The following is a 25,142-nucleotide window of genomic DNA, read 5'->3' on the forward strand; positions in this document are numbered from 1 at the left end:
TCGTTATTGAGTTAACTTACCTGTTTATAAAAACAGTAATGCAGTATGCCAAGAAATCCGGCTGATGGCGATGAGCAAAGAAATCGCCCGCTGTGAATGTTTAGCCTGCTTATTTTCCTTCTTCCTTGCAGGATGCACGGCTATACTAATGCGCTCAATGCGGCAGTATTTCTGCCCCCCCGAAGTAATAATAACTCTTTGCAATTATTACGAACCGAACAACCCTGAACCCTGTCAGTTGCTGTATTGCGACGGCGGGGTCTTGTGTTTTATCAGTAACGCGATCACTCAGATCGCCATGAAGGCAAGTCGATCCAATGCGTCTGGACAAGTTTCTCTCTCAGCAATTAGGCGTAAGCCGCGCGCTGGTTTTGCGCGAACTGCGTAACAAACGTGTCACCGTAGACGGTGAAATCGTCAAAACCGGCTCAATGAAAATCAGCCCTGAACAACGCGTCGAGTTTGATGGCAATGTGCTGGATCAAATCACCGGCCCGCGTTATTTCATGCTCAACAAACCGCAGGGATACGTGTGTTCTACCGATGATCCGGATCACCCGACCGTGCTGTATTTCCTCGAAGAACCCGTTGCCTACAAACTGCATGCCGCGGGGCGTCTGGATATCGACACCACCGGTCTGGTGCTGATGACCGACGACGGTCAGTGGTCACACCGCATCACCTCGCCGCGTCATCACTGCGAAAAAACCTATCTGGTGACGCTCGAACATCCGCTGGCTGACGACACCGCTGCGCAGTTTGAGGCCGGTGTGCAGTTGCATAACGAAGATTCCCTGACCAAACCGGCACAGCTCGAAAAAATCGAAGACTGTCTGGTGCGTCTCACCCTCAGCGAAGGCCGTTACCATCAGGTAAAACGCATGTTTGCCGCCGTCGGTAACCGTGTGGTTGCGTTGCACCGTGAACGTATCGGCGAGATTGTGATGGATGAAGATTTAGAACCGGGTCAGTACCGTCCGTTAACTGAGCAGGAAGTGGCCAGCGTTGGCGTTCCTTCGCGATAGTTTTTTCGATAACTGGAGCAGCTGAAAGTGCAAGAAAAACCGGTCTCCCACGTCGGACTGATTTTCATCCTGGGATTGATATCGATGCTGATGCCTCTGGCCATCGATATGTATCTGCCAAGTATGCCCGTGATCGCACAGGAATATGGCGTTCCGGCGGGCAGCGTGCAAATGACGCTCAGCGCTTACGTGCTGGGTTTTGCAATAGGGCAGCTGTTTTACGGACCGATGGCGGACAGCCTCGGGCGTAAGCCGGTTATCTTCTGGGGCGTGATGATCTTTGCCGTCGCGGCCGGTGCCTGTGCGCTGGCGCAGTCGGTCGAGCAACTGGTCTGGATGCGTTTCCTGCACGGTCTGGCAGCCGCTGCCGCAAGTGTGGTCATCAATGCGCTGATGCGCGATATGTTCACCAAAGATGAATTCTCGCGAATGATGTCTTTTGTGGTGCTGGTGATGACGGTTGCGCCGCTGCTGGCACCGATGCTCGGTGGTTTGCTGATGGCCATATTCAGCTGGCACGCGATTTTCTGGGCAATGGCCATCGCCGCGCTGATTGCCGCGACGCTGGTGGGCGTCTATATCAAAGAGACACTGCCCAAGGAACGACGGCAGAAATTTCATCTGCGTACCAGCGTCGGTAACTTTGCGTCCCTGTTCCGTCACAAACGTGTGCTCAGTTATATGCTGGCGAGTGGTTTCTCATTTGCCGGGATGTTCTCTTTCCTCAGCGCCGGTCCGTTTGTTTACATCGAACTTAATGGCGTTTCGCCGCAGAACTTCGGCTTTTACTTTGCGCTGAACATCGTCGCACTGGTCATTCTGACACTCATCAACAGCCGTAACGTGCGCCGTACGGGCGCGGTGAAAATGTTCCGCTTCGGGTTGTTTGTGCAACTGACGATGGGGATGTGGCTGGTGATTGTGTGTACCTTCGGATTGCCATTCTGGGCGATGGTGATCGGTGTGGCGGGGTATGTCGGTGTGATTGCGATGGTGACGTCTAACGCCATGGCCGTCATTATGGATGACTTCCCGCACATGGCCGGTACAGCCGCTTCACTGGCGGGGACGATTCGTTTCGGAACCGGTGCGGCGATTGGTTCTGTGCTGTCACTGTTTACGGCGAAAAGCGCCTGGCCGATGGTCGGTTCAATGGCGTTCTGTGTCCTGGCCGCCACCTTGCTGTATCTCTACGCCAGCCGTCCGGCGAAAGCAGTATCTGCATAACTTCCTCCCCCTTCGCAGGGGGAGGAGCAAAGTCCGGTTGGCCTGCTGATTTTACAGATGTCGAAGCAGGAATTCGGTCTGCTCCCTCCCCTGCGAAGGGGAGGGTTGGGGTGGGGTATTAAGGTCAAAATCAGAAAGCTAACGTTTTCTTTAACAAGGGGTTAGCCTTTAAAACCCCCTCCCAACCTCCCCCTTCGCAGGGGGAGGAGCTAAACCAGCACCGTTTTGGATCATTAAACCACTTCTGCTTTCACTCCCTGAACCCTGCGCGCGGCTTTGGCACGGGCGTATTCATCCGCCATGGCTTTGGCTTTCGCACCCGGCACCAGCGCCATATCGCACTCTTTTGGCAGCAACGTGGTGACTGCCGCGGCAATCAGTAATGAGGCCACCAGGGCATAAATCGCGGTGCTCTGGCCGTAGAGACTGACCAGCACGCCGACCAGATACGGACCGCAGAAACCGCCCAGATTCCCCAGACCGTTGATCACACCCCGTGCGCTGCCTGCCACTTCCGGCGTGGTGACTTTACCCGGAATGGTCCAGAAGGCGCTGGTGGCGGCTTGCAGGAAGAAACCGGCACCGACCAGGAAACCGTAGGCCGCCATGATGTTATGGCCAAATGCGACAGAGGCCGCCAGACAAGCTGCGAAACCACACAGCGGCAGGGCGATAAACATACGACGCTTACCGGTTTTATCCGACAGCACTGACATCGCCAGGATCCCCAGCATGGTGCCGACGTAAGGGATAATCGCCAGCATACCCACCGAACTCATGTCACCGCCGGTCAGGTTTTTCAGGATGGTCGGCAGCCACAAGGTATAGCCGTAAATCCCGGTCTGATAGAAGAAGTTAATGATGATCAGTTTGACGATAGACTTGTTACGGAACACCTCTTTCAGCGGCGCATTGTTTACCGGCGCCAGGGCTTTCAGGGCTTCGCGTTCGCGGTTCAGTTCCGTCACCAGATAGTCGCGTTCACGCTCTGACAGCCATTTCGCTTCTTCCGGACGGTCGCTGATGGTGAACCACCAGAAAATCATCACCACGAAAGATAATGCCCCTTCGATGATGAACAACCAGCGCCAGTCGAGCGTATCAAGAATCAAGCCGGACAACGGCGCGGTGATCATCCCGCCGAGCGGCGCGAACATCAGCACGTAAGCATTGGCGCGGCCACGTTCTTTATCAGGGAACCAGTTGCTGACCATCGTCAGCACCACCGGCAGCATCCCGCCTTCTGCCACACCCAGCGCAAAGCGCAGGAACAACAGCTGATACTGATTGGTGATAAAGCCGGTCAGGATGGAGATCACCGCCCAGGCAATCAATGAGCAGGCAATGAATTTCCGTCCGCTGCCGTGTACCGCCAGGCTGCCGCCCGGCACCTGCAGGAATAAATAGCCGATAAAGAAGATACCGGCGGCCAGACCGGCCATTGAAGCGGTAATCCCTAATTCCGCGTCCATCCCGCCGGGCATGGCGAAACTAATATTGACCCTGTCCATGAAGGAAATAATGCAAGCGATAAGGATTGGCGTTATTACTCGAAGCCAGCGAGCCTTAGGAATCTTATTATCCATATTCTTTCCTCTGTGTGCCTGTAACCGGTGATGGCTTAATAAAAGCATTTTGAGGAAAGTATTTCGTGACAGGAGTCACGTTGAATTATGTTAAGAAAAGGTGTTACCACTTACGTGATCCTGCACCGGAGTTGGCGTGCAGGACGAAGGGGGAGAAATGGACGGGAAAGGAGGATTAAATGGTGCCGCCGAGGGAAATACGGTAATGCAAATCCACCCTTTCGATCGTCGGCAGGTTCCTGATTTTTTTGAGCAATATCTCTGCCACCACTTTCCCCATCTCAAAGCGCGGGGTGATCACGCTGGCTAATAATGGTGTAGTGGCGAGGCCGATATCCAGCCCGTGGAAACCGGAAATTGCCATATCCTGCGGGACGCGGATCCCCTGTTTGATACATTCTTGTAACACGCCGACGGCAATATCGTCATTGGTACACAAAATAGCGTTGGTCTGCGGATATAACTGACGCGCCATGGCCAGCATGCCCGCACCGATAGATACCGACGACACTTTATTAGGCGTGATATGCACCGGCGTCAGCCCGCGTTCATCCATTGCGCGGCTGTAACCCTGATAACGCTTCTGGTCGCGGGCATCCGACATCGAACCGAAATACACCACATGTTCTTTGCCGCTGGCGAGCAACGTATTCGCCATATCGTAACCGGCCTGCTGGTTATCAAAACCGACGGCAATACGCCCGTGCGGATCGTCGAGATCCATCACCTGCGCAACAGGAATTTCTGCGGCATTCAGATACTTATCGGCTTTCAGGGTATGCACGGAATCCGTGAGGATCAGTCCGGCAAGCTGATAACCGAGCAGATTAATGATGTGTTCTTCCTCGCGCTCTTTGCTGTAATCGTAATTGACGACCAGCGTCTGAAAGCCCTGCGCGGAAGTGACCGACTCAATGCCCGCCAGTAAGTCGGAGAAAATCTGGTTGTTAAATGACGGCACTAAAATGCCGATACGCGGCGCTTTGGCCGGTCCGCGGGCTTCTTCCAGCGGATATCCCACTTCTTCCATCACCTTCGTGATGCGTTCGCGGGTTTCAGGAGACACCTTTTCCGGCGTGCGCAGAAAACGGCTCACCGTCATCTTCGTGACATCCGCCAGTTGGGCGATGTCCTGTAGTGTCACGCGCTGGTTTCTCATGCGGAGTTTTCCTGATTGGGCCTGCAAATATACCTTGTTATTGAAACAGAAAGCGCCGGAGATTGTTATCAAAATGATGATGATCACACCCGGAGTAACAGGGTTTTTTAACATTCCATCAGGTGATCTGCATCACAGTTTAGCGCGGGGTAAACCGGTGTAGTGAAGCTAATTTTTTAAATCAGCGTTCAATAAGGCCAACGTCATGACAAATCTCTTCTCACTGGACAATAAAAAGATTCTGATTACCGGCTCGACGCGCGGTCTGGGTTTCCTGCTGGCGAAAGGGCTGGCGCAGCATGGCGCGGAAATTATCGTTAACGGTACACAACAGGAATCCACGCAAAAAGCGGCCGAAGCCCTGCGTGCAGAAGGCTTTATCGCCCATGCCGTGTCGTTTGATGTCACTCGCAGTCAGGCGGTGAATCAGGCGATTGACCATATCGAAAGCACCATCGGGCCGATTGATGTGCTGGTGAATAACGCCGGTATCCAGCGCCGCCATAAATTCACCGAGTTTCCGGAAAAAGACTGGGACGACGTGATTGCCGTAAACCAGAAATCTGTGTTCCTGGTATCGCAGGCGGTGGCGCGTTACATGATCCAACGTGAGCGCGGCAAAATTATCAATATCGGTTCCATGCAAAGCGAGCTGGGCCGCGACACCATCACGCCGTATGCCGCCTCAAAAGGGGCAGTAAAAATGCTGACCCGTGGCATGTGCGTTGAACTGGCACGTTACAATATTCAGGTGAACGGCATCGCGCCGGGCTATTTCAAAACTGACATGACCCAGGCGCTGGTCGATAACAAAGAGTTCTCCGAATGGCTGTGTAAACGCACGCCGGCTGCACGCTGGGGCAATCCTGAAGAGCTGGTGGGCGGCGCAGTGTACTTATCTTCAAAGGCGTCAGATTTTGTGAATGGTCATCTTTTATTTATCGATGGCGGCATGTTAGCTGCGGTATAGGAGGCTCAATGAACAAAATCGCATTAATCACTGGCGGGGGCAGCGGTATCGGTCTGAGCGCTGCGAAAGCGCTGGAAGCGACTGGATTTACCGTGATTCTGGCCGGACGAAACAAAGAAAAGCTGGAGCGGGCCGTTGCGCTGTTTGCGCCGGGACAGGCGGTGGCGCGCCAGCTGGATGTGACCAGCCCGCAGTCAGTCGCCGCGCTGTTTCAGGATATTCACGAAACCTTCGGACGTCTGGATTTGCTGTTCAATAACGCCGGTAATAACGTGAAGGATGTGCCGATCGAACAACTGCCGGTGGAAGACTGGCTGTCGGTGATCAATACCAATCTCACCGGCGCTTTTTTGTGTACGCAGGCGGCGGTAAAACTGATGAAACAACAAACGCCGCAAGGCGGACGTATCATCAACAACGGTTCGATTTCGGCGCAGTCGCCGCGCCCGAATTCTGCGCCGTACACCGCCAGCAAGCACGCGATTACCGGACTGACCAAATCCACCGCGCTCGATGGTCGCGCGTTCAACATTGCCTGCGGGCAAATCGATGTCGGCAATGCGGCGACGGATATGGGCAATAAAGCGCTGGCAGGCAGAATGCAGGCGGACGGACATATCGCTGAGGAACCGATGATCCCGGTGGAGCGCGTCGGTGAGGCGGTGGCGTTTATGGCCGGTTTACCGCTCGACACTAACGTGCTGACCATGACCGTAATGGCGAGCGCCATGCCGCTGGTCGGGCGCGGTTAGTTTTCAGATCCGCATATAAAAAACGGCCCAAACAGGGCCGTTTTGCATTTCAGTGTACGGATTACGCTGCTTTGGTTTTGCGTTTCCGGCCAAGCCAGAAAATCAGCACCAGCAGAACAACCACGCCAGCCACCATTGCAGGAGCCATAAACGGTTGCAGTTTCGCCAGTAATGTCACCGGACCGCCTGCGCGTAACACCGCGACATCATGTGCGCTGACCTGAATGGTCGCATTGCCGTAGTTTTTCAGCACGTAGTTGGAGATGTCAGCAATCTGCTGATCATCTAACTGACCGACATACGAGCCCACGCCAAATTTCGGCATCAGTACGTGATGGTCGCCGACCTGACGATCCACGCCGTAAAGAATGGCGGAAATCAGATTAGACGCATTACCCATGCCGGTGGCGGTATTGTTGAACAGCGACGGATATGCCTGATTTTCGCTGCCAGAACCGTCCGGCTGGTGGCAACTGGCGCAATAACCGCTGAACAGTGCCGCACCGTTGTCGATGGTTTTGTTCGCATTAAACGGGTGCGCGCCGCGTAAACCTTCTTCCACGTTCACCGGTTTACCGAAGGTGTCCGCCGCCTGCGTATCACGCGGGTCACGCACCGGCGGGCTGTTTTTCAGGTAGAAAGCAATCGCGTTCAGGTCACTGTCAGACATGTATTGCAGACTGTTTTGAACCGCTTCCGCCATACCGCCCGCTGCCTGGTTTTTCCCGGCGGTGCGGCCCGTTTTCAGGTATTCCACCAGCTGAGGTTGCGACCAGTTACCAATACCACTGACCGGATCCGAGCTGATATTCGGGGCATACCACGGGCCGACCATGCCGCCTGCCAGCGGTTTATCGGTCACAGAACCCATCATCAGGTTACGTGGCGTATGACAGGTATCACAGTGACCGGCACCGTTGACCAGATACGCACCGCGGTTCCATTGTTCACTTTTCGACGGATCCGGCTTAAACGGCGTGCTGTCGAGATACATCATGTTCCAGCCCGCCATCGCAATACGCATGTTGAACGGGAACGGCAGGGCAGTTTCAACATTCGGTTGTTCGACCGGCTTCACACCCTCTTTGAAATAGACATACAGCGCATGCATGTCGGCATCGCTCATATGACTGTAGGAAGTGTAAGGCATGGCCGGATACAGATTGGCACCGTCAGGGCGAACACCTTCCCGCACCGCGCGGGTGAACTGTGCTTCGGTGTAATTACCGATACCGAACTGTTTCGACGGTGTGATGTTGGTGGTGTAAATCGTGCCCATCGGTGAATGGATTTCATAACCACCGGCAAACGCTTTACCGCCTTCCGGGGCAGTATGACAGGCCTGACAGTCGGCGGCTGTCGCCACTTCTTGCCCCTGACGGATCAGTTCAGCCTGATTGTCCGCAGCGAAGGCGAATCCGCTTAGCGATGCGCTCAGCAGGCAGGCGGTGAGAAGTTTCTTCATGCGGCACCTGCCAGTTTTTTCGCCATATCATCGGCGGCTTTCAGGCCGAGTGCGGCCATAGTCAGCGTACTGTTCACCACGCTGGAGGACGGGATCGCGCCGCCGCCCGGCAACCACAGGTTAGCGTGGTCGTGTGCGCGGCATTCGCCGTTGACTACAGAATCTTTCGGATCACTGCCCATGATGGTGCCGCCCATGATGTGGTTGTTGGCGTTCAGGCTGGTGGTGATATTGAATTCTTCTGCCATGAACAGGGAACCGATGTGCTCAAGCTGCTTGTGAGCCGCTTCCGCGCCTTTGCGCACGTAATCCCCGACATCGTAGTGAATATCCGGGCACGGCAAACCGTGTGGATCTTTACGGGTGGTGCTGAGTGTCAGGCGGTTATTCGGATCCGGCAGCGGTTCCAGGCTGATGGACAAATCCACGCCAAAGATGGAACGGCGGCGGATTTCCTCATCCAGCTCTTTGCCCACCAGCCCCATCTGCAACGCTTTAGAGGTCGCAGGGATCACGCGGCTGATGTTGTTGAGGATCATTTTGTTGGCAGAATAGTCTTTGCGGAAATCGCCATCGCGCGGGCCGACCAGACAACTGCTCTGCGCCGGACCACGACCGATCCACAGCGGCTCTTTGGCGATAAACGTGCAGTGGAAACCGGAGTGATCCATCATGTTACGACCAACATGATCAGACGAATTGGCGATACCGTTTGGATTTTTTTCGTTTGCGGCCATCAGCAACAGGCGTGGCGTCTCGATGCCGTTACAGGCCAGCGCGAACACTTTACCGGTCGCTTTATGCGATTTCTTCTGATTATCCAGCCAGTGAACGGCGGTCACATTGTTGTTTTCATCCGTGTCAATTTTGTAGACCACCGCTTCAGCCAGTACCACGGCACCTTTGTTCTCAGCGCGTTCGACGTGCGCAATTCCGTTATACATCGCACCAATCGGGCAGATTGGCTGGCAGTTGTTGTTGCCACAACAGGTCGGGCGGCCATTCCACGGACGCGTACTGCGACCCTGCGGAATTGGCACGGAACGGTAACCGTGCGGGTTAACGATTTCAGCAAAACGGGTGTCGCCGTAACCGTAAGGCACCTGTTCCATCGGATAGGGTTTGCTGCGCTCAGAAGGCGACTGCAACTCAGGGTCATTCGGACCGGCTACGCCGATTTCTTCTTCAGCACGGCAGTAATAAGGTTCGAGTTCATCATAGGAAATTGGCCAGTCGCGGCCCACGCCGTACAACGTTTTCATTTTGAAATCGTTGGGAACGTGACGCCAGCAGGATGCTGCCCAGTGCCAGGTGGTGCCGCCGACGGTGCGCAGATAACCTTGTTTGAAGCTGCTTGCGCTCGGCCCGGTCAGATGGACGTAGTTATTTTCCGGGAAGTACAGCGGTGCGGGGGCTTTTTCAGACTGCGGGTAAAGCCCCTGGAAGTCAGAGCCAGCGCGGTTTTCGAAAGGCATGTTGCGCCAGTTTTCAACGGCCTGCGCGCGCTCAATGCGCAAACCTGCTTCCAGCACCAGAACGGAATATCCCTGGCTGACCAGCTGATCGGCAATCATGCCGCCCACGATACCGGAACCGACAACAATCACATCAGCAGACGCATCGCCGTCTGCCGTAAATTCTGGTTTTTTCATCAGGCTTTGCTCACAACATGTGTTTCAGAAGGATTAGTAAAACGATCAGCATTCATGGATTCAGGCATCGCAGCGGCGGGAGGTGCGGCGATGAAGTACAGCGGACCGTTTCCGCAGTAAGTGGGCACAATCAGGCCGTCACTGACCGGGCGATACATCAGCGCATCTTTGTATGCAATTAAAATGGAATCGGTTCCATGTCCAACCGTGCCAGTATACCAGGCGGTGACGATGCGGGTCACCAGTTCACCCAAACCGTTTTGCTTTGCCACTTCCTGCAAATCCTTCGCTGCCTGACCGGGTTTCACCAGCGCGTGTAGTTTGCTGACCTGCGCAGGGAAGTCGGGTTGTGAGCGATAGAATGCGTTGAAAATCTGTGCGGAAGAGCCTTCGCTGATATTTTTATGTTCAGTGATAGCCTGCGATACCAGGTAGAACTGGCCGAAGATAACCGGATCTTGCGTGGCGGTTTCTTTCTCCGCCTGGCTCAGGAACGGGAAGCCGAGCAGGGTAGTTGCCACCATCGCAGACGTCAGGCCTTTGAGGAGTTCACGACGACTGAAACCGGTTCCATTTTCGGGTGTGTTGCTTCCAATGATTGAAGGATCGTTTTCCATCTCTTTCTCTCTGGGAATGGGTTTTTGCCAAAAGGCAGGGAGTTCGCTGTCTGATTCTTATTATAATTTGCGTAATACGAGATTTATCAGCGGGTTAGTTTTGCCGATGTCTGTCCCGATAGGGTATACCACTTATAACGATGCGGATGATAAGCCAGAGAAGAGGGATTTGTGCAAACAAATTGTGCGGATTTATTAACATTAGATCCAGATTTTAACGTATGATGCGCGACGATAAAAAATGTAACCAACAGGTTCATTTCAAAATGAAATTAACCGATACCGCATCATTCTTAACTCCTCTGACTTAACTATCCTGTTGATAATAATCATTTTAGTGCGGAATTAGTCATGTTTACGTAGTTTGATTTGTATATTAAATGTAAAAAAATAAGGATCGAAAGGTAGCGACAATTGATTAAAGTGGTTGTTAATAAAGGCGTAAAAGGTTACAAATAAGCCAAAATGAGATCTGCCTCTCAATATGGTCGGGAGCAGACATAAAATTAGCAACAGTCTGTCAATTTGTATCCTATTACGTTAATTCAATGTTAATAATTTGAACGAAGAGTAGGCAAAGAGCAGCCTGTCGGCTATAACTTAAGCAGTGTGGTTGTAGCTATTTTGTAAAAACAGCGTGTAAATAATTTGCATGTATCATTGTCTGGGGAACGACGTGAATAATATCCAACTTTCGGTAGTACATCGTTTGCCGCAAAGTTATCGCTGGTTGTCAGGTTTTGCGGGTATCAAAGTTGAACCGATTCCGCTGCCTGGTAATGATGAAGATAACAACCTGATCGGCCTGAAACTGCTCAGCCATGAGGGCGAATTCGCCTGGCAGGTGATGCATCAGCTCACTGATGCATTAGAAGATATTCAGGTAAAAGCGGCGATTGTCGAAATCGACGGTGAGCCGTGTTTATTCGTTCATCGTGAAGATGAAAGTGCCACGCTCTGTTGCCTGAAAAATATCGGTGCAGCGATCGCGGAATCTGTAACTGCACTTTATCCTTTCTGACACGCCGCAATCCCGGTGCATTCCGGCGTGTTTTGCCTGCGTCTCAGCGCTGGTGGGTGTCGAAAGCCTCTGACGCGGCCAGTAATTCGCGGGTATAAGCCTGCTGCGGTGCAGTAAAAATCTGCTCACACTCTCCCTGTTCGACCACTTCTCCGTTTCGCAACACCATCAGCTGATGGCACAAAGCCCGCACCACGTGTAAATCATGACTGATAAACAGATATGTCAGGCCGTGACGTTGCTGTAACTCACTTAAAATGGTCAGAATCTGCGCCTGAACCGATTTATCCAGCGACGACGTAGGTTCATCCAGGATCAGCATTTCCGGTTGTAAAATTAACGCACGGGCGATCGCGATACGCTGGCGCTGGCCGCCAGAAAACTCCGTCGGGTAGCGGTGGCGGGATTGCGGATCCAACCCCACTTCCTGCATTGCGCGGATCACTGCTTTATCGCGCGCCTGTTCACTGACGTTGCGATGCACCAGCAGACCTTCAGCGATGATTTGCCCGACGGTAAAGCGCGGATTTAACGCAGAGAAAGGATCCTGAAACACCACCTGAATCCGGCTGCGGAACGGCAGCATTTTCTTGCGCGAGAAAGCATGCAGTGGCTGGCCGTCAAACCAGATTTCCCCTTGCGATTTGAGCAAACGCAGCAATGCCAGCCCGGTGGTGCTTTTGCCTGAACCAGACTCGCCCACCACACCGAGACTTTCCCCCCGGCGAAGCTGGAAACTGACCTGATTCACCGCGTGTTTGATGCCGACCGTGCGACGCAGCAGGCCGCGTTTGACGGGAAAACCGACATCCAGATTTTTCACATCCAGCAGAACAGGCGGTTTACCGGTCAGCGGCTGCGGGCGACCCTGTGGTTCGGCTTGTAACAGCTGGCGGGTATAAGGGTGCTGAGGCTGACTGAAAAGTGCGGTACGTGATTGCTGCTCCACGACGCGCCCGTGTTGCATGACTGCTACGGTGTCTGCCAGACGGCGCACTATGCGCAGGTTATGGGTGATAAACAGCATCGCCATCCCCATTTCCTGCTTGAGCTCGTCGAGCAGCGATAAAATCTGCGCCTGCACGGAGACGTCCAGCGCGGTGGTTGGTTCATCGGCAATCAGCAGCTTTGGCCTGGTTAGCACCGCCATGGCAATCATCACGCGCTGGCGTTCACCGCCGGAAAGCTGGTGCGGAAAATCCCGCAGGCGCGAGGCTGCCTGACGAATACCCACGCGATCCAGACAGCGCAGAATTTCAGTGCGTGCTGCATCACCGTGAAGATTACGGTGCAGCGTCAGCACTTCAGTCAGCTGTTTTTCGATGGTATGCAGCGGATTTAGCGACACCATCGGTTCCTGAAATATCATCGAAATCTGGTTGCCACGGATCTGGCGCAATGTGCTGGCATCTGCGTTCAGTAAGGATTGGCCAGCAAACAGAATGTCGCCTTGCGGATAGACCACGGAAGAGGGCAGCAGACGCAACACTGACAGCGCAGTGACGCTTTTGCCGGAGCCGGATTCACCCACCAGCGCCAGGGTTTCACCGGCACGGATATCGAGCGATACATTGCTGACCACTTCACGTTGCTGTTTTCCCTGACGGAATGCGACGCTGAGATTTTTGATTTGCAGTAACGGGGCGGATAACGCAGCGTCTGTCATTTCAGAGCACCTCATTATGGTGTGCGGACGGATTGAAGGCATCGCGAACGGCTTCACCAATGAAAATCAATAATGACAGCAGCGCGGCCAGCACCACGAAAGCGCTGATCCCCAGCCACGGCGCCTGCAAATTATTCTTCCCTTCCATCAGCAGTGTACCCAGCGATGGCGAGCCCAGCGGCAGGCCGAAACCGAGAAAATCCAGTGACGTCAGTGTGGTGATCGAGCCGCATAGGATAAACGGCAGATAGGTCAGCGTGGCGACCATCGCATTAGGCAGCATATGACGCCACATGATAGCGCGGTCGCTGACGCCCATCGCCTGCGCGGCGCGGATATAATCAAAGTTACGGGTACGCAGGAATTCGGCGCGCACCACGCTGACCAGCATCATCCAGCCGGAAAGTACGGTGATCAACAGCAGCCACCAGAAGTTGGGTTGCACCACGCTGGCCAGAATAATAATCAGGAACAGCGTGGGAATGCTCGACCACACTTCGATAAAGCGCTGCCCGAGCAAATCGATTAATCCGCCGTAATAGCCCTGCGTGGCACCGACAATCATGCCAATCACCGAGGTCATCGCCGTCAGCAGAACGCCGAAGAACAGCGAAATCCGCAACCCGTAAAGGATTTGCGCCAGCACATCATGCCCGTTACTGTCGGTGCCCAGCCAGTTTTGAGAAGAAGGCGGTGAAGGGAAGGGCTGCGCGGTAGAAAAGTTAATGGAGTTATAACTGCTGCGGATCGGTGCCCAAATCGCCCAGCCGTGGTCTTCAATCTGGCGCACAACAAACGGATCCTGATAATCGGTTGGCGTTTCCAGCTCACCACCAAACGTCGTTTCGCTGTAATTGACCAGAAACGGCACATAGAGATGTCCCTGATAACGTGCCAGCAGCGGTTTGTCGTTGGCGAGGACGTTGGATAACAGCACCAGGATCAGCATCACCATGAAAATCCACAGCGACCAGTAACCACGGCGGTTCTGGCAAAAACGCGCCCAGCGCGCCTGACTGACGGAGTTCAGTTTAAAAAGGCTCATTACTGGCGGCCCTCAAAATCGATACGCGGGTCAACCAGCGTGTAAGTGATGTCGCTGACGATATTGAGCAGCAATCCAATCAGCGTGAAAACATACAGCGTGCCGAAAATCACCGGGAAATCGCGCTGTACGATGGCGTCGTAGCCCAGCAATCCCAACCCCTGTAAGGAGAACATCACTTCAATCAGCAACGAGCCGGTGAAAAACATGCTGATAAAAGTGGCAGGGAAACCGGCGATCACCAGCAGCATCGCGTTGCGAAATACATGCCGGTACAAAATCTGTTTTTCGTTCAGCCCTTTGGCGCGCGCGGTCACCACATATTGCTTGCCTACTTCATCCATAAACGAGTTTTTAGTCAGCATGGTCAACGTGGCAAATCCGCCAATCACCGTCGCCAGCACCGGCAATGTGATGTGCCAGAGATAATCGGTCACTTTGCCGTACCACGGCAGGGTATCGAAATTCGGCGACGTCAGGCCGCGCAGCGGGAACCAGTCGAGATAACTGCCGCCGGTGAATAGCACAATCAATAAAATGGCAAACAGGAAAGAGGGAACGGCATAACCGACAATAATGACGGAGCTGCTCCAGGTATCGAATTTCGTGCCGTTACGCACCGCTTTGCGGATCCCGAGCGGGATCGACACCAGGTAGATAATCAGCGTGCTCCACAGGCCGATGGTAACGGAAACCGGCAGCGCGCTTTTCACCAGTCCCATAACGGATGAGCCGCGGAACAGACTGTCGCCAAAATTAAAGCGAACATAGTTGGATAACATCTCGAAATAACGCACATGCAGCGGTTTATCGAAGCCGAAGCGGTGGGTGATTTCGGCAATGACTTCCGGATCCAGGCCCCGTGCGCCGCGATACTGACCTTCACCAAACTGCGCTAAACCCGGCGACGCTTTGCCATTTCCGCTGCCCGCGCTGGCACCCGGTAAACCGCCTGACTGCCCCATTTCAATAGCGGCAATCGCCTGATCAACCGGACCGCCGGGAGCAATCTGCACAATAAAAAAGTTAATGGTGATGATCGCCCACAACGTGGGGATCACCAGAAGCAGTCGTCTTAAAAGATAGGCGGCCACAGTATGCTCCTCAGCGGCGTTGCGCAGGTAAACGGGCTGCGCGGTTAACGTCGTACCACCATGTGTCGAGTTCCATTCCGTTGGATGGGGTGACGGCTGGCATCGAGAATTTATCCCAGTAAGCGTAGCGCTCGTGATGGGTATACCACATTGGGATCATCAGCATATTCCACGTCAGCACACGGTCGAGCGCATGGCCCAGCGACAACAGGGCATCAGGTTTGCCCTGATTGGCGGCGATTTCGTCGGTCAGCTTGTCAATGGCCGGATCGCTGACACCTGATTTGTTATAGGTGGAATCGAGATATTTACTGTTCCAGTAAATCTGCAAATCGCTGCTCGGATACGACGTGGCGGGATAAACCGTCGGCAGCATATCGTAATCACGCTGGCGCATACGGCGCACGAACTGCGAATTATCCACTTCACGGATCGACATCTTAATGCCCAGTCGCTGTAAATTATGCTGGAACGGCAAGACGTACTGTGAATTCCCGCCGCCAGGTAACAGCAGCTCGAAGGTAAACGGCTTACCGGTTTTGCCATTCACCAGCACCTGATTTTTCACTTCCCAGCCCGCTTCTTTCAGTAATGCGGTGGCTTTCAGCAGATTTGCGCGGTCATTACCGGTGCCGTCAGAGCCGGGTGGCTGATACAGCGCGCTAAAGACTTCAGGCGGCACTTGGCCTTTCAGCGGCCCCAGCCACGCCAGTTCTGCGGAGTTCGGATAATCTTTTGCCGCGTAGTCGGTATTCTGGAAGTAACTGTTCACCCGCTGATACGCCCCGAAATACAGCGCCTTGTTCATCCAGTCAAAATCAAAAGCCAAAGTGATGGCTTCGCGCACCTTGCGGTCGGCGAATTGCGGGCGATGGATATTGAATGCCAGCCAGCGGGTATCCTGCGCTGCCTGATTTTCCACATCAGCTTTAACGATAAAGTTTTTGCTGAAATTACCGCCCTGATATTGCGTCGCCCAATTTTTCGGCGAGGTTTCCATGCGGAAATCAAACGCGCCGGACTTAAACGCCTCCAGCGCCACATTGTCGTCGAGGTAATAGTCGTAGCGGATGGTGTCAAAATTATAGCGGCCCCGGTTGACGGGCAAATTGGCCGCCCAGTAATCCGGCACGCGGGAATAGGTGATGTACTGACCGAGTTTGTAATCGCTGATGCGGTAAGGCCCGCTGCCCGGCGGCGGTGTACTCAGCGGTTCATTGAATTTATGCTTTTCCCAGAATGTCTGCGGCAAAATCGGCAAACCGAGCAGGCCGAGCATCATGTCTTTATCCGCTTTCGGCAACACCATGCGTACTGTCAGGCGCGAAATGGCTTTTACTTCCACACCTTTATACACCACGCGAAATTGCGGTACGCCTTCGGTCATGAATTTTCGGAAGCTGAAGGCCACATCACTGGCGGTAATCGGGGTATTGTCGTTGAAACGGGCGCGCGGATTGATATCCACTTCGACCCAACGGTACTGGCTGTCATAACGGGCAGAATCGGCGATCAGCGGATAATAACTGCCAGTCTCATCGCTGGAGGTGGTAAACAGGCTGTCGTAAAGCGAGCCGCTGCGCGCAGCCGGATTACCGCGAGACGCGAAGCGGTTGAAGTTGTCGTAAGTACCAATGGCCGCCAGTGTGATCTGACCGCCTTTCGGGGCGGCAGGATTGACGTAGTCAAAACTGGTGAAGTTTGAGACATACTTGGGCTCGCCTAATATGGCGAACGCGTAACTGTCCTGTATGACTTCAGCTTGTGCGCTGAGACTCAGCAGGCACAGCACACCGGCAAAAACGCGAGAAAACATCCTGAATCTGCACTCCTGTGATGACGACAGCATAATGCGGCATTACCGCGGGCTATTTCGATATTAATCAATTGAAAGCAAAGATTTTGTCACGCACGACTCTTCGGTTTCGTCCCTGATTTTGGCCTTTTTATCACAACCGGATGCAGACGCCTAAAAGAAAAATGGAACAAAAGATGCGGGACTGATGCAGGTCAAATCTGCCAGGTGGCTTCTTTCTCATTGAAATCACGTATAAAGTCCAGCAGCTCAGGAACACCGAGCGATTTGCTGTACAGATATCCCTGTAAATAGGTCACGCCGTGATTGCGCAGATACTCCGCCTGCATCTGGGTTTCGACGCCTTCGGCTACGGTTTTGATCTTCAGTTCTTCCGTGAGTTTAAGGACGGTATCCAGCACCGGGGCGATCAGGGTGTTCTGATCAATCGACATGACAAAGCCGCGGTCAATTTTCAGATAATCCAGCGTGAACTTCTCAAGATAGATCAGCGCGCTATGGCCGGTGCCAAAATCGTCAATGGCTATTTCAATCTTATGGCGGCGCAGCCAGTTAAATTCCCGTAATGCACCTTGTGTATCAATCATTCCACGTTCTGTAATTTCGAATACCACCTGGAAAGCATTCTCAGGTAACGCTTCAATAAAATTCATCACATCGTCATGAAAGCTGATTTTGTTCATGTGGTGAGGAGAAATGTTGATACTGAGTTTGCCCGGACCGGGAAAAGCGTGCTGCAAGGTATGGGCGTCCGCTGCCACCAGAGCCATCATATGTTGAGTCAGGTCGACGATAAGCCCCTGATTTTCAGCATAGCTGATAAAAACATCGGGCGGAATGGGCCCCTCAATGGGGTGCTGCCAGCGCAGCAGGGCTTCAACGCCAGTCACCTTCAGGCTCTTTGAGTCGATAACCGGCTGATATTCAACAAAGAATTCTTTATTTTTCAGCCCGCGCAGAACCTCACGCTCAACGTTATGGCGGTTCAGCAGGCTGTGGTAAATCAGCGCGCAAACCAGCAGGCTAAGCAGCAGGCCGCCTGAGAACGTAAAGAGTATGTTATCGCGGGTCAGGGAAGGAGAGTAGAGACGAATGCTGAAAGGATAATTATCTATTTTGACTTGAGTAAAATGGCTGCGGGGCAAATCACTGATCTTGATCAGACCGGCCTGAGAAGAAATCAGTGCGCTCTTTCCCACCAGCAGTGCAAAACCCCGGTAGCCGGAACCTGGCTGCGCAAAAAGCATATACGGCGACAACGTCAGTTCCAGCGTTGCTATCACGCCATCGTCCGTTGCACCGGGGTTACGCTGCCATATAAGGATCACCGCGCGGTTCGGGACGGCAGGGGTGCCCATCTGCAGTCCGATACTCATGTTGTTATCAAATTCGAGGTCATGCAGGGTACTGTTTACAGGAATGTGCTGATTACCGGAAGCCGAGGAACAAAAAACGATGCCATTACGCACCAGCTGAAAATCACGAACACCCATGCTGAATGCGACGTCACGGCTTAATTCCCCGGCAATGGAATGGCAGGGTTCTGTCGTGAGCAGTCCGATTCTGTGCATCGTGTCGGTTAACTGGCGCAGATAATCAGCAGTAAATTGTGCCGTTCGTTGCGCGATTTCATTTTGTTCGCGGAGATTGTTGGTTTTAATAACGGTGAGGGTAACTGCGATAAATAAAATGAAAAACAGGGCTGAAAAAAGCAGGCTTCTCTTTAAATACAGATGTTTGGGCAATACGGTGTGTGTTAACGCCGTTTTTAAACCCATATGTTTTGCCCTTTTCGCGCAGAGGAAATAAAAGAATAACGTCGTCAAAAAATCAACAGACACTTCATACACTTTATTACAGGCATAAAAAAACGCCATCCAAAGATGACGTTTTTTTATTCGCTTGGCATAGGACAACAAGAACTAAATCATAAGGTAACGGGATCAGCCGTTAGCTAAAACTCGTCTTGCTTCACGATAACGTGCATTCCAGTAGGACTCTTTCAGATTTGAAATCATCACACCGTTGCTGGTGGATGCATGTACAAACTGATCGTTACCTAAATAAATGCCGACGTGACGGCCTGTTGAACCCGCACGGAACAGAACCAGATCACCCGGACGCAGTTTCGTGCGCTGGATTTTCTTGCCTTTCTCTTCCTGTTCATAGGTTGAACGAGGTAAATCCATACCAAATTGTTCGCGGAATGTTACCTGAACGAACGCTGAGCAATCGATACCACGCTTGCTGTCACCGCCCAACCGATAACGAACGCCTTTCCAGCCAGCGTACTGATCCATAATTTTGGATTTAACGTTGACGTTGCGAACCATTGCTTCGAATTCATCCTGAGAGGCTTGCAGTAGAAGGCCATCATTGCCATTTACTGCACGCATATCAGTTTGCGCGTTTTCTGTGTTCGAAGAATGTGTACCACTACATGCAGAAAGAATAATTGCTGCACCAATCGCGGGAATTATCCGCGTGATATATCTCAGAAACGGTTGAGACTTGACCATTATTGTTGTTATCCCTTGCTGTCCTTAACGATGAAATCGTTATTAAAATTGCCAAACGAAGCGAGATTACCTGCCATATATCTGTGGGACAAATACCAGGGGGAGGAAATGTGCGTCGCAGCACGTTTTTTTCCTGAACCGGGGTGTTTTTAACACAATTCTATACAGGCGAATTGGAGATTACCGTAATGAACAGGTGATTGCGAGAGGTATTATGAGATTTTTTATAAGAAATTGTGATGTAAGGTGATGTAAGTAAACATGTTAAAAATGCTGTGTGATCTTTACGCGAATTTGGGTTAAAACCGCATCAATAGCGCGTTCAGGGGACATAATACAGCGCAGAGGCGTTGAGAAACATCCTTTAAAAAGGCCCGGCAAATCATAAAGATCTGCCGGGCCATAAATATTATGTATGCATCCAAAATTATGCGTGTGTCTTAGGATTTTTTTTACCGGGTAATTTTTGATCAAGCCAGTTAATCAGCGTATCGCTGGCTGGTGTCATCAGCCACCAGCTGGCACCGACCAGCACGACGGACATTGAGCCGACCGCGATATCAGTAAACCAGTGTGCACCAATCATCACGCGTGGGAGTGAGAAGATGAGGGTGATGATCAAGGCGACAGCGAATGCTGACTTACTCAGGTAGCGCAGCATAAAGCATGAAAAAATAATTAGCATCATGCCATGGTCGCCGGGGAAGCTGTCGCTGGAAGCATCTTTGGTGGGAATGCCGGTCAGTTCGCTCACGCGGTTTACGCCCGGGAAGCTGAGTGACGGGCTTTTATGGCTGACAGGCAATAAATGTCCGAGCTGGTTGAGCACAACGGCAGTCAGCAACATCACGACACCAATAATGATGTACCGGCGACGCCCGTCGCTATCCTGCTTCAGGAAATAGCTCAGATACAGGATTCCCATCGCCAGCAATGAAATCAGATCAAAGGCACGATTATTGGTCACGGCGACCAGGTGCAGGAACCACGCATCAGTGGCCAGATGTTGATTAAAAAAGAAGAAAATCGATTTATCAATCGGGAACCAGAAACCATGGTTTGCTGGCAAATAGAAAGATAAAAATAAGGCAACACCCAATACATTGAGTATCAGGATTGCGGGAATATTGCGGCGCCACATAAAGGAAGACCTATTCTTAGCAAAGTAAGGAATAACTTAGTTAGCGTTAACTTAATCTGATCAACTTAAACGAATCTTCAACAAGGAGGATTGTATTGCATTCCACTGCACTTCATTTTGCGTAATAAGCTCAATTCTGCTGTCTAACGGCGCCACCGCTTTTGTTTCAATGTGTAAGTCATTGCCCTGACGGTTAATCAGTAATGTGCCTTCTTTAATGCGTATAACCCCTTTGACGCGATCAACCTGCACCGCGCGCGCCCAGTCGAGAATGCCTGCGGTCTCAAACTGCGTTTCGCCATCAAATATCCACCCGCAACTGGTATAACCGTCTGCCTGATTCAGTGCGCGACGCCAGCGCTGTTTTCCCGGCAGGCTCAGTGCAGCCAGTCCTTGTTTAGCGGCGTGAGCGTGATGATGTTTACCTTGCGGTAACTCAACCAGATTCTGGCGCGGAAAATCAAGTAATGTCAGGTCGATCTCACCTTGCGAAGCCGTCACCAGAAGTCGCTCGTGACCATTCTGCTGATACCATTCGTCCAGCTTCTGCGTGTCCTGCGCCTGCGTCACATCAGACTTATTTGCCACGATAATGTCTGCTGCGGCTAACTGATCGCGAAAGTTTTCATTATCAGTCACCCGCTGATCGCTTAACTGACGCGGATCCAGCAGGCAAAGCGTGGCATTGAGTGTCAGCCAGTTGCTGTAAACGTCAGACGTCAGTAAAGAAAGAATCTGTTTCGGATGCCCCAGCCCGGTGGGTTCTATCAGCAAGCGGTCAGGTTTAGCCTGCTGCAATAACATATTCAGACCGACCTGCATTGGCAATCCGTTCACACAGCACATGCAACCACCGGGGATTTCCTTCAAAACCGCCCCACTGTCAGCCAGTAATGCACCATCAATGCCGACTTCGCCGAATTCATTCACCAGCACGGCCCACTTTTCACCTTCAGGCTTCTGAGCCAGAAGGTGGCGCAGCGTGGTGGTTTTTCCGCTTCCCAGAAAGCCGGTGATCAGGTTGGTTTTGGTCATGGTTGCACATCCTTTTTGAAAAATTCCCCGCCAATGTGCAGCGACTCCTTAAGAAAATCCAGCGTTGCGCCGATGTAAGACATGGATTGCTTATTTTTGCCGGCAGGCAAGCAAGATTTATTTTGCCTCCAGACGTGTAAATTCAATTAGATGTATTAATGTTAAATTGTGGTTACGGGAACTTTAAAATTAATAGTTATGATGAGGTGTCACCATGAACAGAATTACCTGTGTACTGTTTTTGGGAGTCATGGCCTCAGGGACGATTCAGTTTGCCAGTGCCGCTGCAACAGGCGGAATTATTCATATTACCGGGTCAATTGTTGACGGAGGATGTCACGTCAGTGCCGCACGTAATGCGGTGATCAGCGACTGTGATCGTGGCGGAAAACAGGTGAGGCAAGTTCATACGCTGAATGCGCAAAATCCTTCTTCTTTCGCCTTGCCTTTGTCTCTCGGGCAGGTCACCACGCGGCATATTAATAATGATCCTCGCCTTGCGGTGATGACGGTGAGTTATAACTAAGCAGCCGTAAATAGTTAGTATCGTTAATATGTTTCGCTCCGGTCATTGAGCGCGGTAATGCAATGTATCGTTATGTGGCCGGACAACTTTATGAACTGGCTGGCCCAATCTTGATCGGGCCGTCAGTTTTCTATTCCTGTCCTTTCCCTTTTTGCTGACATGTTATAATTTTCTCTCTTATTTCAGGCATCAGAACGATTAATCAGATGTCAGACCAATTGAGCTTGTGTCAGTGAAAGGGGCAAAAACATGCGACTTTATCAGGAGATAGGCGGTCATTTACGTCGCGATATCCATGCCGGAAAATATGCCCCTGGCGATCGCCTCCCTCCGGAGCGTGACATTGCGGAATCTTATTCCGTCAGCCGAAGTGTAGTGCGTGAAGCGCTGATCATGCTGGAGCTGGAAAAAGTGGTCGAAGTGCGTAAAGGTTCCGGCGTCTATGTATTGCATCAACCGGAAGATAGCCAGCCGGAAAGCGCTGACAGCGGATATGGCCCGTTCGAGTTATTACAGGCGCGGCAATTGCTGGAAAGCGAAGTCGCGGCTTTTGCGGCGATGCAGGCCACTAAGACGGATATTCTGCAAATGCGCGATGCCATTGATGCACAGCGAGAATGCATTGCACGTGGCGTCTCCGATGATGCTGAAGATCAGCGGTTTCATGCCTTGCTGGCGCAGGCTTCCCAGAACAGTGTGCTGGTTAAACTGGTGGATGATCTGTGGCTGATCCGCCAGCGCAGCTCAATGTGGCAGGGGATCCATCAGCATGTCGGCGATAAAAACTACAGTCAGATTTGGTTGCAGGACCATCAGACAATCTTGCAGGCAGTACTTCGCAGGGATCCGAAAGCCGCCAAGCAGGCGATGTGGCAGCATCTGGAAAATGTCAAAGATATGCTGTTACAGGTTTCGGATGCTGATGATCCGTCTTTTGACGGATTCCTTTTTTCCTCAGTCCCCTCAGAACTGAACGACTGATACCGCCGCACAAATAAGAACGGCTGCCGCAGCAGCCGTTCTTAGCTTCAGTTGCCGGGCTTAACCTACGTATTTTGCCACGGTTTTCTTCGCGCCAATTCTTTGCAGATCGGCATACGCGCTCAGTATGGCCGCTACGACTTTCTCTTCATGAGGCAATTGCTCACCGAATACGCCCGTCAGGGCCAGCAGGGCTTTCACCCGCGGTTCGCCATCTTCGGTTGATGCCACAATTTTAGCGACGGTTTCAGCCATCGGATCTTTAATCTCAATGGACTGCCCGGCATCATCAGTACCACCGACATAACGCATCCAGCCTGCCACGCCCAGCGCCAGTAATTCATAGGAACCACCATTTTTAACATGCCAGCGGATGGAATCGAGCATACGCTGTGGCAGTTTCTGGGTGCCGTCCATCGCGATTTGCCAGGTTCGGTGTTTCAGCGCCGGGTTGCTGTAACGTGCAATCAGGCTGTCAGCATACGCACCGAGATCAACACCCTCGACGCTCAGCGTCGGAGCTTGTTCATGCAGCATCAGATGATGGGCAGCGGCCTTATAGTTGGCATCTTCCATACAATCGTTGATGTGCTGATAACCGGCCAGATAGCCGAGATAGGCGAGGAAAGAGTGGCTGCCGTTCAGCATGCGCAGCTTCATCTGTTCGAAAGGCAAAACGTCGGCAACCATCTGTGCGCCAGCTTTTTCCCAGTCCGGACGGCCCGCCACGAAATGGTCTTCCACGACCCACTGAATGAAGGGTTCACAGGCGATACCGCAAGGATCGGTCACACCTCCGAGGGCTTCGGTGATTTCTTCCAGCGTATTTTCCGTCGCGGCAGGAACAATACGGTCAACCATGGTGCTTGGGAAAGAGACGTTTCCGGCGATCCATTCAGCCAGTTCTGCGGAACGTGCTTTCGCCATGCCCAGTACGGCGTTTTTTACCACCAGACCGTTTTCAGGAATGTTATCGCAGCATAAAACGGTGAAGCCTGGTAAGCCGCGCTCATGACGTAAACGCAGGGCTTCGACTAAAACGCCCGGAGCGGTACCCGGCGCCTGACCGCCCGCCAGATCCTGCTGAATTTTTGGATTTTGCAGATCCAGTTCGCCGGTGCCCGGCTCAATGCAATAACCTTTTTCAGTGATGGTCAGGGAAACAATCGCGATCTGTGGCTCAGTGAGTTTTTCAAGTACTGCTTCCAGCCCGTCAATCCCGCCGTGCACAGATTCATGTGCAGAGCCGATGATAATCGCCTGATTGCCGTCCGCGCCTTTTTCCAGCACGGTAAACAGATGATTTTGCTGACGCAAACTCTGGATCAGCGTTTCATTGCCGAACAGGCTAATTTCGCAAATGCCCCAGTCGCCCCCCTGGAGGTTCAGCACGCGGTTGGTCAGTAGCGCCTGGTGAGCGCGATGGAAGGCACCAAATCCGAGATGAACAATACGGCTTTTTAACACATCGCGATCATAAGCAGGCAATGACACTGCTGCAGGCAGGGACGCTGTGGCAATAGTTTTCATGCAATACTCCAGGCAAGTCAGAAATAAATAATTGGTCAGGCCAAATTGGGGCTATTTACCCGTCAGTTGAATTTTATGCTGGATAAAGCGACGATTTAAGCCGAAATCAGGGCTTAGAGTGTAAAGTCATATGATAGAAAGGGGAATTGGTAAGTCCAGATAGCCACTCATTTTGTGATGCAGATCCACTGTCTGAAGGATTAATCGCAAAATGCAGACAATAAAAAAGGAACGCCGCAGCGTAATGCCGATCGTTTAAGGATCAGTTGACCGATCCGGTGGCTCGTGTAAAAAGGGTTCATGCTCATCATGGAC

21 protein-coding genes are annotated in these 25,142 nt (G+C 52.3%); 7 read left to right on the plus strand and 14 right to left on the minus strand.

The features are described from left to right. Window positions 1-317: 317 nt before the first annotated feature. Together rsuA and DXU84_RS04700 are read left to right on the plus strand one after the other, a co-directional pair. A complete protein-coding gene (rsuA, locus tag DXU84_RS04695) occupies window positions 318-1,025 on the plus strand; it encodes a 16S rRNA pseudouridine(516) synthase RsuA (RefSeq protein WP_013574637.1) in 708 nt (235 codons plus the stop codon). Between the two features lie 27 nt (window positions 1,026-1,052). After that, a complete protein-coding gene (locus DXU84_RS04700; RefSeq protein ID WP_217244215.1) occupies window positions 1,053-2,252 on the plus strand; it encodes a Bcr/CflA family multidrug efflux MFS transporter in 1,200 nt (399 codons plus the stop codon). Between the two features lie 233 nt (window positions 2,253-2,485). On the opposite strand, the gene DXU84_RS04705 is transcribed toward DXU84_RS04700, so the two are convergent. Together DXU84_RS04705 and DXU84_RS04710 are read right to left on the minus strand one after the other, a co-directional pair. Then, window positions 2,486-3,838, minus strand: coding sequence for an MFS transporter (locus DXU84_RS04705; RefSeq protein WP_153374955.1), 1,353 nt, complete (start codon window positions 3,836-3,838; stop codon window positions 2,486-2,488). Between the two features lie 175 nt (window positions 3,839-4,013). Continuing rightward, window positions 4,014-4,997 carry a LacI family DNA-binding transcriptional regulator gene (locus DXU84_RS04710; protein ID WP_013574640.1) on the minus strand — a complete coding sequence of 328 codons (984 nt, stop codon included), beginning with the start codon at window positions 4,995-4,997 and terminating at the stop codon, window positions 4,014-4,016. Window positions 4,998-5,202: 205 nt separating this feature from the next. Here DXU84_RS04710 and idnO point away from each other — a divergent pair, with 205 nt between their 5' ends. After that, window positions 5,203-5,967 carry a gluconate 5-dehydrogenase gene (gene idnO, locus DXU84_RS04715; RefSeq protein WP_013574641.1) on the plus strand — a complete coding sequence of 255 codons (765 nt, stop codon included), beginning with the start codon at window positions 5,203-5,205 and terminating at the stop codon, window positions 5,965-5,967. 8 nt (window positions 5,968-5,975) lie between these two features. Continuing rightward, on the plus strand, window positions 5,976-6,719 hold the full coding sequence (locus DXU84_RS04720; protein WP_153374957.1) for an SDR family oxidoreductase: 744 nt from the start codon (window positions 5,976-5,978) through the stop codon (window positions 6,717-6,719). Window positions 6,720-6,780: 61 nt separating this feature from the next. Here the strand turns inward: DXU84_RS04720 and DXU84_RS04725 are convergent, their stop codons facing one another. Genes DXU84_RS04725 through DXU84_RS04735 form a run of 3 tightly spaced genes read right to left on the minus strand, consistent with a single transcriptional unit; the run spans window position 6,781 to window position 10,453 of the window. After that, complete coding sequence (locus tag DXU84_RS04725; RefSeq protein ID WP_153374959.1) at window positions 6,781-8,184, minus strand: cytochrome c; 1,404 nt, start codon at window positions 8,182-8,184, stop codon at window positions 6,781-6,783. Then, window positions 8,181-9,836, minus strand: coding sequence for a GMC family oxidoreductase (locus DXU84_RS04730; protein WP_112151188.1), 1,656 nt, complete (start codon window positions 9,834-9,836; stop codon window positions 8,181-8,183). The genes DXU84_RS04725 and DXU84_RS04730 overlap by 4 nt, the downstream gene beginning before the upstream one ends. Continuing rightward, on the minus strand, window positions 9,836-10,453 hold the full coding sequence (locus tag DXU84_RS04735) for a sorbitol dehydrogenase family protein (RefSeq protein ID WP_013574645.1): 618 nt from the start codon (window positions 10,451-10,453) through the stop codon (window positions 9,836-9,838). The genes DXU84_RS04730 and DXU84_RS04735 overlap by 1 nt, the downstream gene beginning before the upstream one ends. Before the next feature lie 676 nt (window positions 10,454-11,129). Between DXU84_RS04735 and DXU84_RS04740 the strand changes: the two genes are divergently transcribed. Beyond that, the gene (locus DXU84_RS04740) at window positions 11,130-11,474 is read left to right on the plus strand and encodes a YejG family protein (protein WP_015689537.1); all 345 of its coding nucleotides are present in this window, start codon (window positions 11,130-11,132) and stop codon (window positions 11,472-11,474) included. Between the two features lie 43 nt (window positions 11,475-11,517). Here DXU84_RS04740 and yejF read toward each other — a convergent pair whose 3' ends face one another. From yejF to DXU84_RS04780, 8 genes are all read right to left on the minus strand, one after another. After that, entirely contained in the window at window positions 11,518-13,140 is a 1,623-nt protein-coding gene (gene yejF, locus DXU84_RS04745; RefSeq protein WP_037036151.1) for a microcin C ABC transporter ATP-binding protein YejF, read from the minus strand. Window position 13,141: 1 nt separating this feature from the next. Then, window positions 13,142-14,185 (minus strand): ABC transporter permease, encoded by a 1,044-nt coding sequence (locus tag DXU84_RS04750; RefSeq protein ID WP_112151187.1) that lies wholly within the window; start codon window positions 14,183-14,185, stop codon window positions 13,142-13,144. Next, window positions 14,185-15,279: a microcin C ABC transporter permease YejB gene (gene yejB, locus DXU84_RS04755; protein WP_013574649.1), complete on the minus strand. Its 1,095-nt coding sequence runs from the start codon at window positions 15,277-15,279 to the stop codon at window positions 14,185-14,187. The genes DXU84_RS04750 and yejB overlap by 1 nt, the downstream gene beginning before the upstream one ends. A 10-nt stretch (window positions 15,280-15,289) precedes the next feature. After that, window positions 15,290-17,095, minus strand: a complete 1,806-nt coding sequence (locus DXU84_RS04760; RefSeq protein ID WP_013574650.1) for an extracellular solute-binding protein — start codon at window positions 17,093-17,095, stop codon at window positions 15,290-15,292. A 194-nt stretch (window positions 17,096-17,289) separates the two neighbouring features. Then, on the minus strand, window positions 17,290-18,873 hold the full coding sequence (locus DXU84_RS04765; RefSeq protein ID WP_223510120.1) for a cyclic di-GMP phosphodiesterase: 1,584 nt from the start codon (window positions 18,871-18,873) through the stop codon (window positions 17,290-17,292). Window positions 18,874-19,038: 165 nt separating this feature from the next. Then, window positions 19,039-19,614: a bifunctional murein DD-endopeptidase/murein LD-carboxypeptidase gene (mepS, locus tag DXU84_RS04770; protein WP_013574652.1), complete on the minus strand. Its 576-nt coding sequence runs from the start codon at window positions 19,612-19,614 to the stop codon at window positions 19,039-19,041. Window positions 19,615-20,041: 427 nt separating this feature from the next. Then, window positions 20,042-20,755, minus strand: coding sequence for a phosphatase PAP2 family protein (locus DXU84_RS04775; protein WP_013574653.1), 714 nt, complete (start codon window positions 20,753-20,755; stop codon window positions 20,042-20,044). Between the two features lie 60 nt (window positions 20,756-20,815). Further along, window positions 20,816-21,790: a GTP-binding protein gene (locus DXU84_RS04780; protein WP_153374963.1), complete on the minus strand. Its 975-nt coding sequence runs from the start codon at window positions 21,788-21,790 to the stop codon at window positions 20,816-20,818. Window positions 21,791-22,004: 214 nt separating this feature from the next. Here DXU84_RS04780 and DXU84_RS04785 point away from each other — a divergent pair, with 214 nt between their 5' ends. Together DXU84_RS04785 and DXU84_RS04790 are read left to right on the plus strand one after the other, a co-directional pair. Beyond that, window positions 22,005-22,316, plus strand: a complete 312-nt coding sequence (locus DXU84_RS04785; protein WP_013574655.1) for a hypothetical protein — start codon at window positions 22,005-22,007, stop codon at window positions 22,314-22,316. Window positions 22,317-22,565: 249 nt separating this feature from the next. Next, complete coding sequence (locus DXU84_RS04790) at window positions 22,566-23,297, plus strand: FCD domain-containing protein (RefSeq protein ID WP_013574656.1); 732 nt, start codon at window positions 22,566-22,568, stop codon at window positions 23,295-23,297. A 60-nt stretch (window positions 23,298-23,357) separates the two neighbouring features. Here the strand turns inward: DXU84_RS04790 and DXU84_RS04795 are convergent, their stop codons facing one another. Beyond that, the gene (locus DXU84_RS04795) at window positions 23,358-24,827 is read right to left on the minus strand and encodes a mannitol dehydrogenase family protein (protein WP_013574657.1); all 1,470 of its coding nucleotides are present in this window, start codon (window positions 24,825-24,827) and stop codon (window positions 23,358-23,360) included. Between the last annotated feature and the right edge of the window lie 315 nt (window positions 24,828-25,142).

The sequence above is a fragment of the Rahnella sp. RcJ3 genome (genome assembly GCF_009498575.1).
GTDB classification, from domain to species: Bacteria; Pseudomonadota; Gammaproteobacteria; order Enterobacterales; family Enterobacteriaceae; genus Rahnella; species Rahnella aceris.

Coding starts and splice junctions, on each gene's coding strand:
- DXU84_RS04780 (WP_153374963.1), bottom strand. CDS start 21,790: ATGACCAAAACCAACCTGATCACCGGCTTTCTGGGAAGCGGAAAAACC.
- rsuA (WP_013574637.1), top strand. CDS start 318: ATGCGTCTGGACAAGTTTCTCTCTCAGCAATTAGGCGTAAGCCGCGCG.
- DXU84_RS04790 (WP_013574656.1), top strand. CDS start 22,566: ATGCGACTTTATCAGGAGATAGGCGGTCATTTACGTCGCGATATCCAT.
- DXU84_RS04725 (WP_153374959.1), bottom strand. CDS start 8,184: ATGAAGAAACTTCTCACCGCCTGCCTGCTGAGCGCATCGCTAAGCGGA.
- DXU84_RS04735 (WP_013574645.1), bottom strand. CDS start 10,453: ATGGAAAACGATCCTTCAATCATTGGAAGCAACACACCCGAAAATGGA.
- DXU84_RS04750 (WP_112151187.1), bottom strand. CDS start 14,185: ATGAGCCTTTTTAAACTGAACTCCGTCAGTCAGGCGCGCTGGGCGCGT.
- DXU84_RS04795 (WP_013574657.1), bottom strand. CDS start 24,827: ATGAAAACTATTGCCACAGCGTCCCTGCCTGCAGCAGTGTCATTGCCT.
- DXU84_RS04785 (WP_013574655.1), top strand. CDS start 22,005: ATGAACAGAATTACCTGTGTACTGTTTTTGGGAGTCATGGCCTCAGGG.
- DXU84_RS04760 (WP_013574650.1), bottom strand. CDS start 17,095: ATGTTTTCTCGCGTTTTTGCCGGTGTGCTGTGCCTGCTGAGTCTCAGC.
- DXU84_RS04730 (WP_112151188.1), bottom strand. CDS start 9,836: ATGAAAAAACCAGAATTTACGGCAGACGGCGATGCGTCTGCTGATGTG.
- idnO (WP_013574641.1), top strand. CDS start 5,203: ATGACAAATCTCTTCTCACTGGACAATAAAAAGATTCTGATTACCGGC.
- DXU84_RS04720 (WP_153374957.1), top strand. CDS start 5,976: ATGAACAAAATCGCATTAATCACTGGCGGGGGCAGCGGTATCGGTCTG.
- yejF (WP_037036151.1), bottom strand. CDS start 13,140: ATGACAGACGCTGCGTTATCCGCCCCGTTACTGCAAATCAAAAATCTC.
- mepS (WP_013574652.1), bottom strand. CDS start 19,614: ATGGTCAAGTCTCAACCGTTTCTGAGATATATCACGCGGATAATTCCC.
- DXU84_RS04765 (WP_223510120.1), bottom strand. CDS start 18,873: ATGGGTTTAAAAACGGCGTTAACACACACCGTATTGCCCAAACATCTG.
- DXU84_RS04705 (WP_153374955.1), bottom strand. CDS start 3,838: ATGGATAATAAGATTCCTAAGGCTCGCTGGCTTCGAGTAATAACGCCA.
- DXU84_RS04710 (WP_013574640.1), bottom strand. CDS start 4,997: ATGAGAAACCAGCGCGTGACACTACAGGACATCGCCCAACTGGCGGAT.
- DXU84_RS04775 (WP_013574653.1), bottom strand. CDS start 20,755: ATGTGGCGCCGCAATATTCCCGCAATCCTGATACTCAATGTATTGGGT.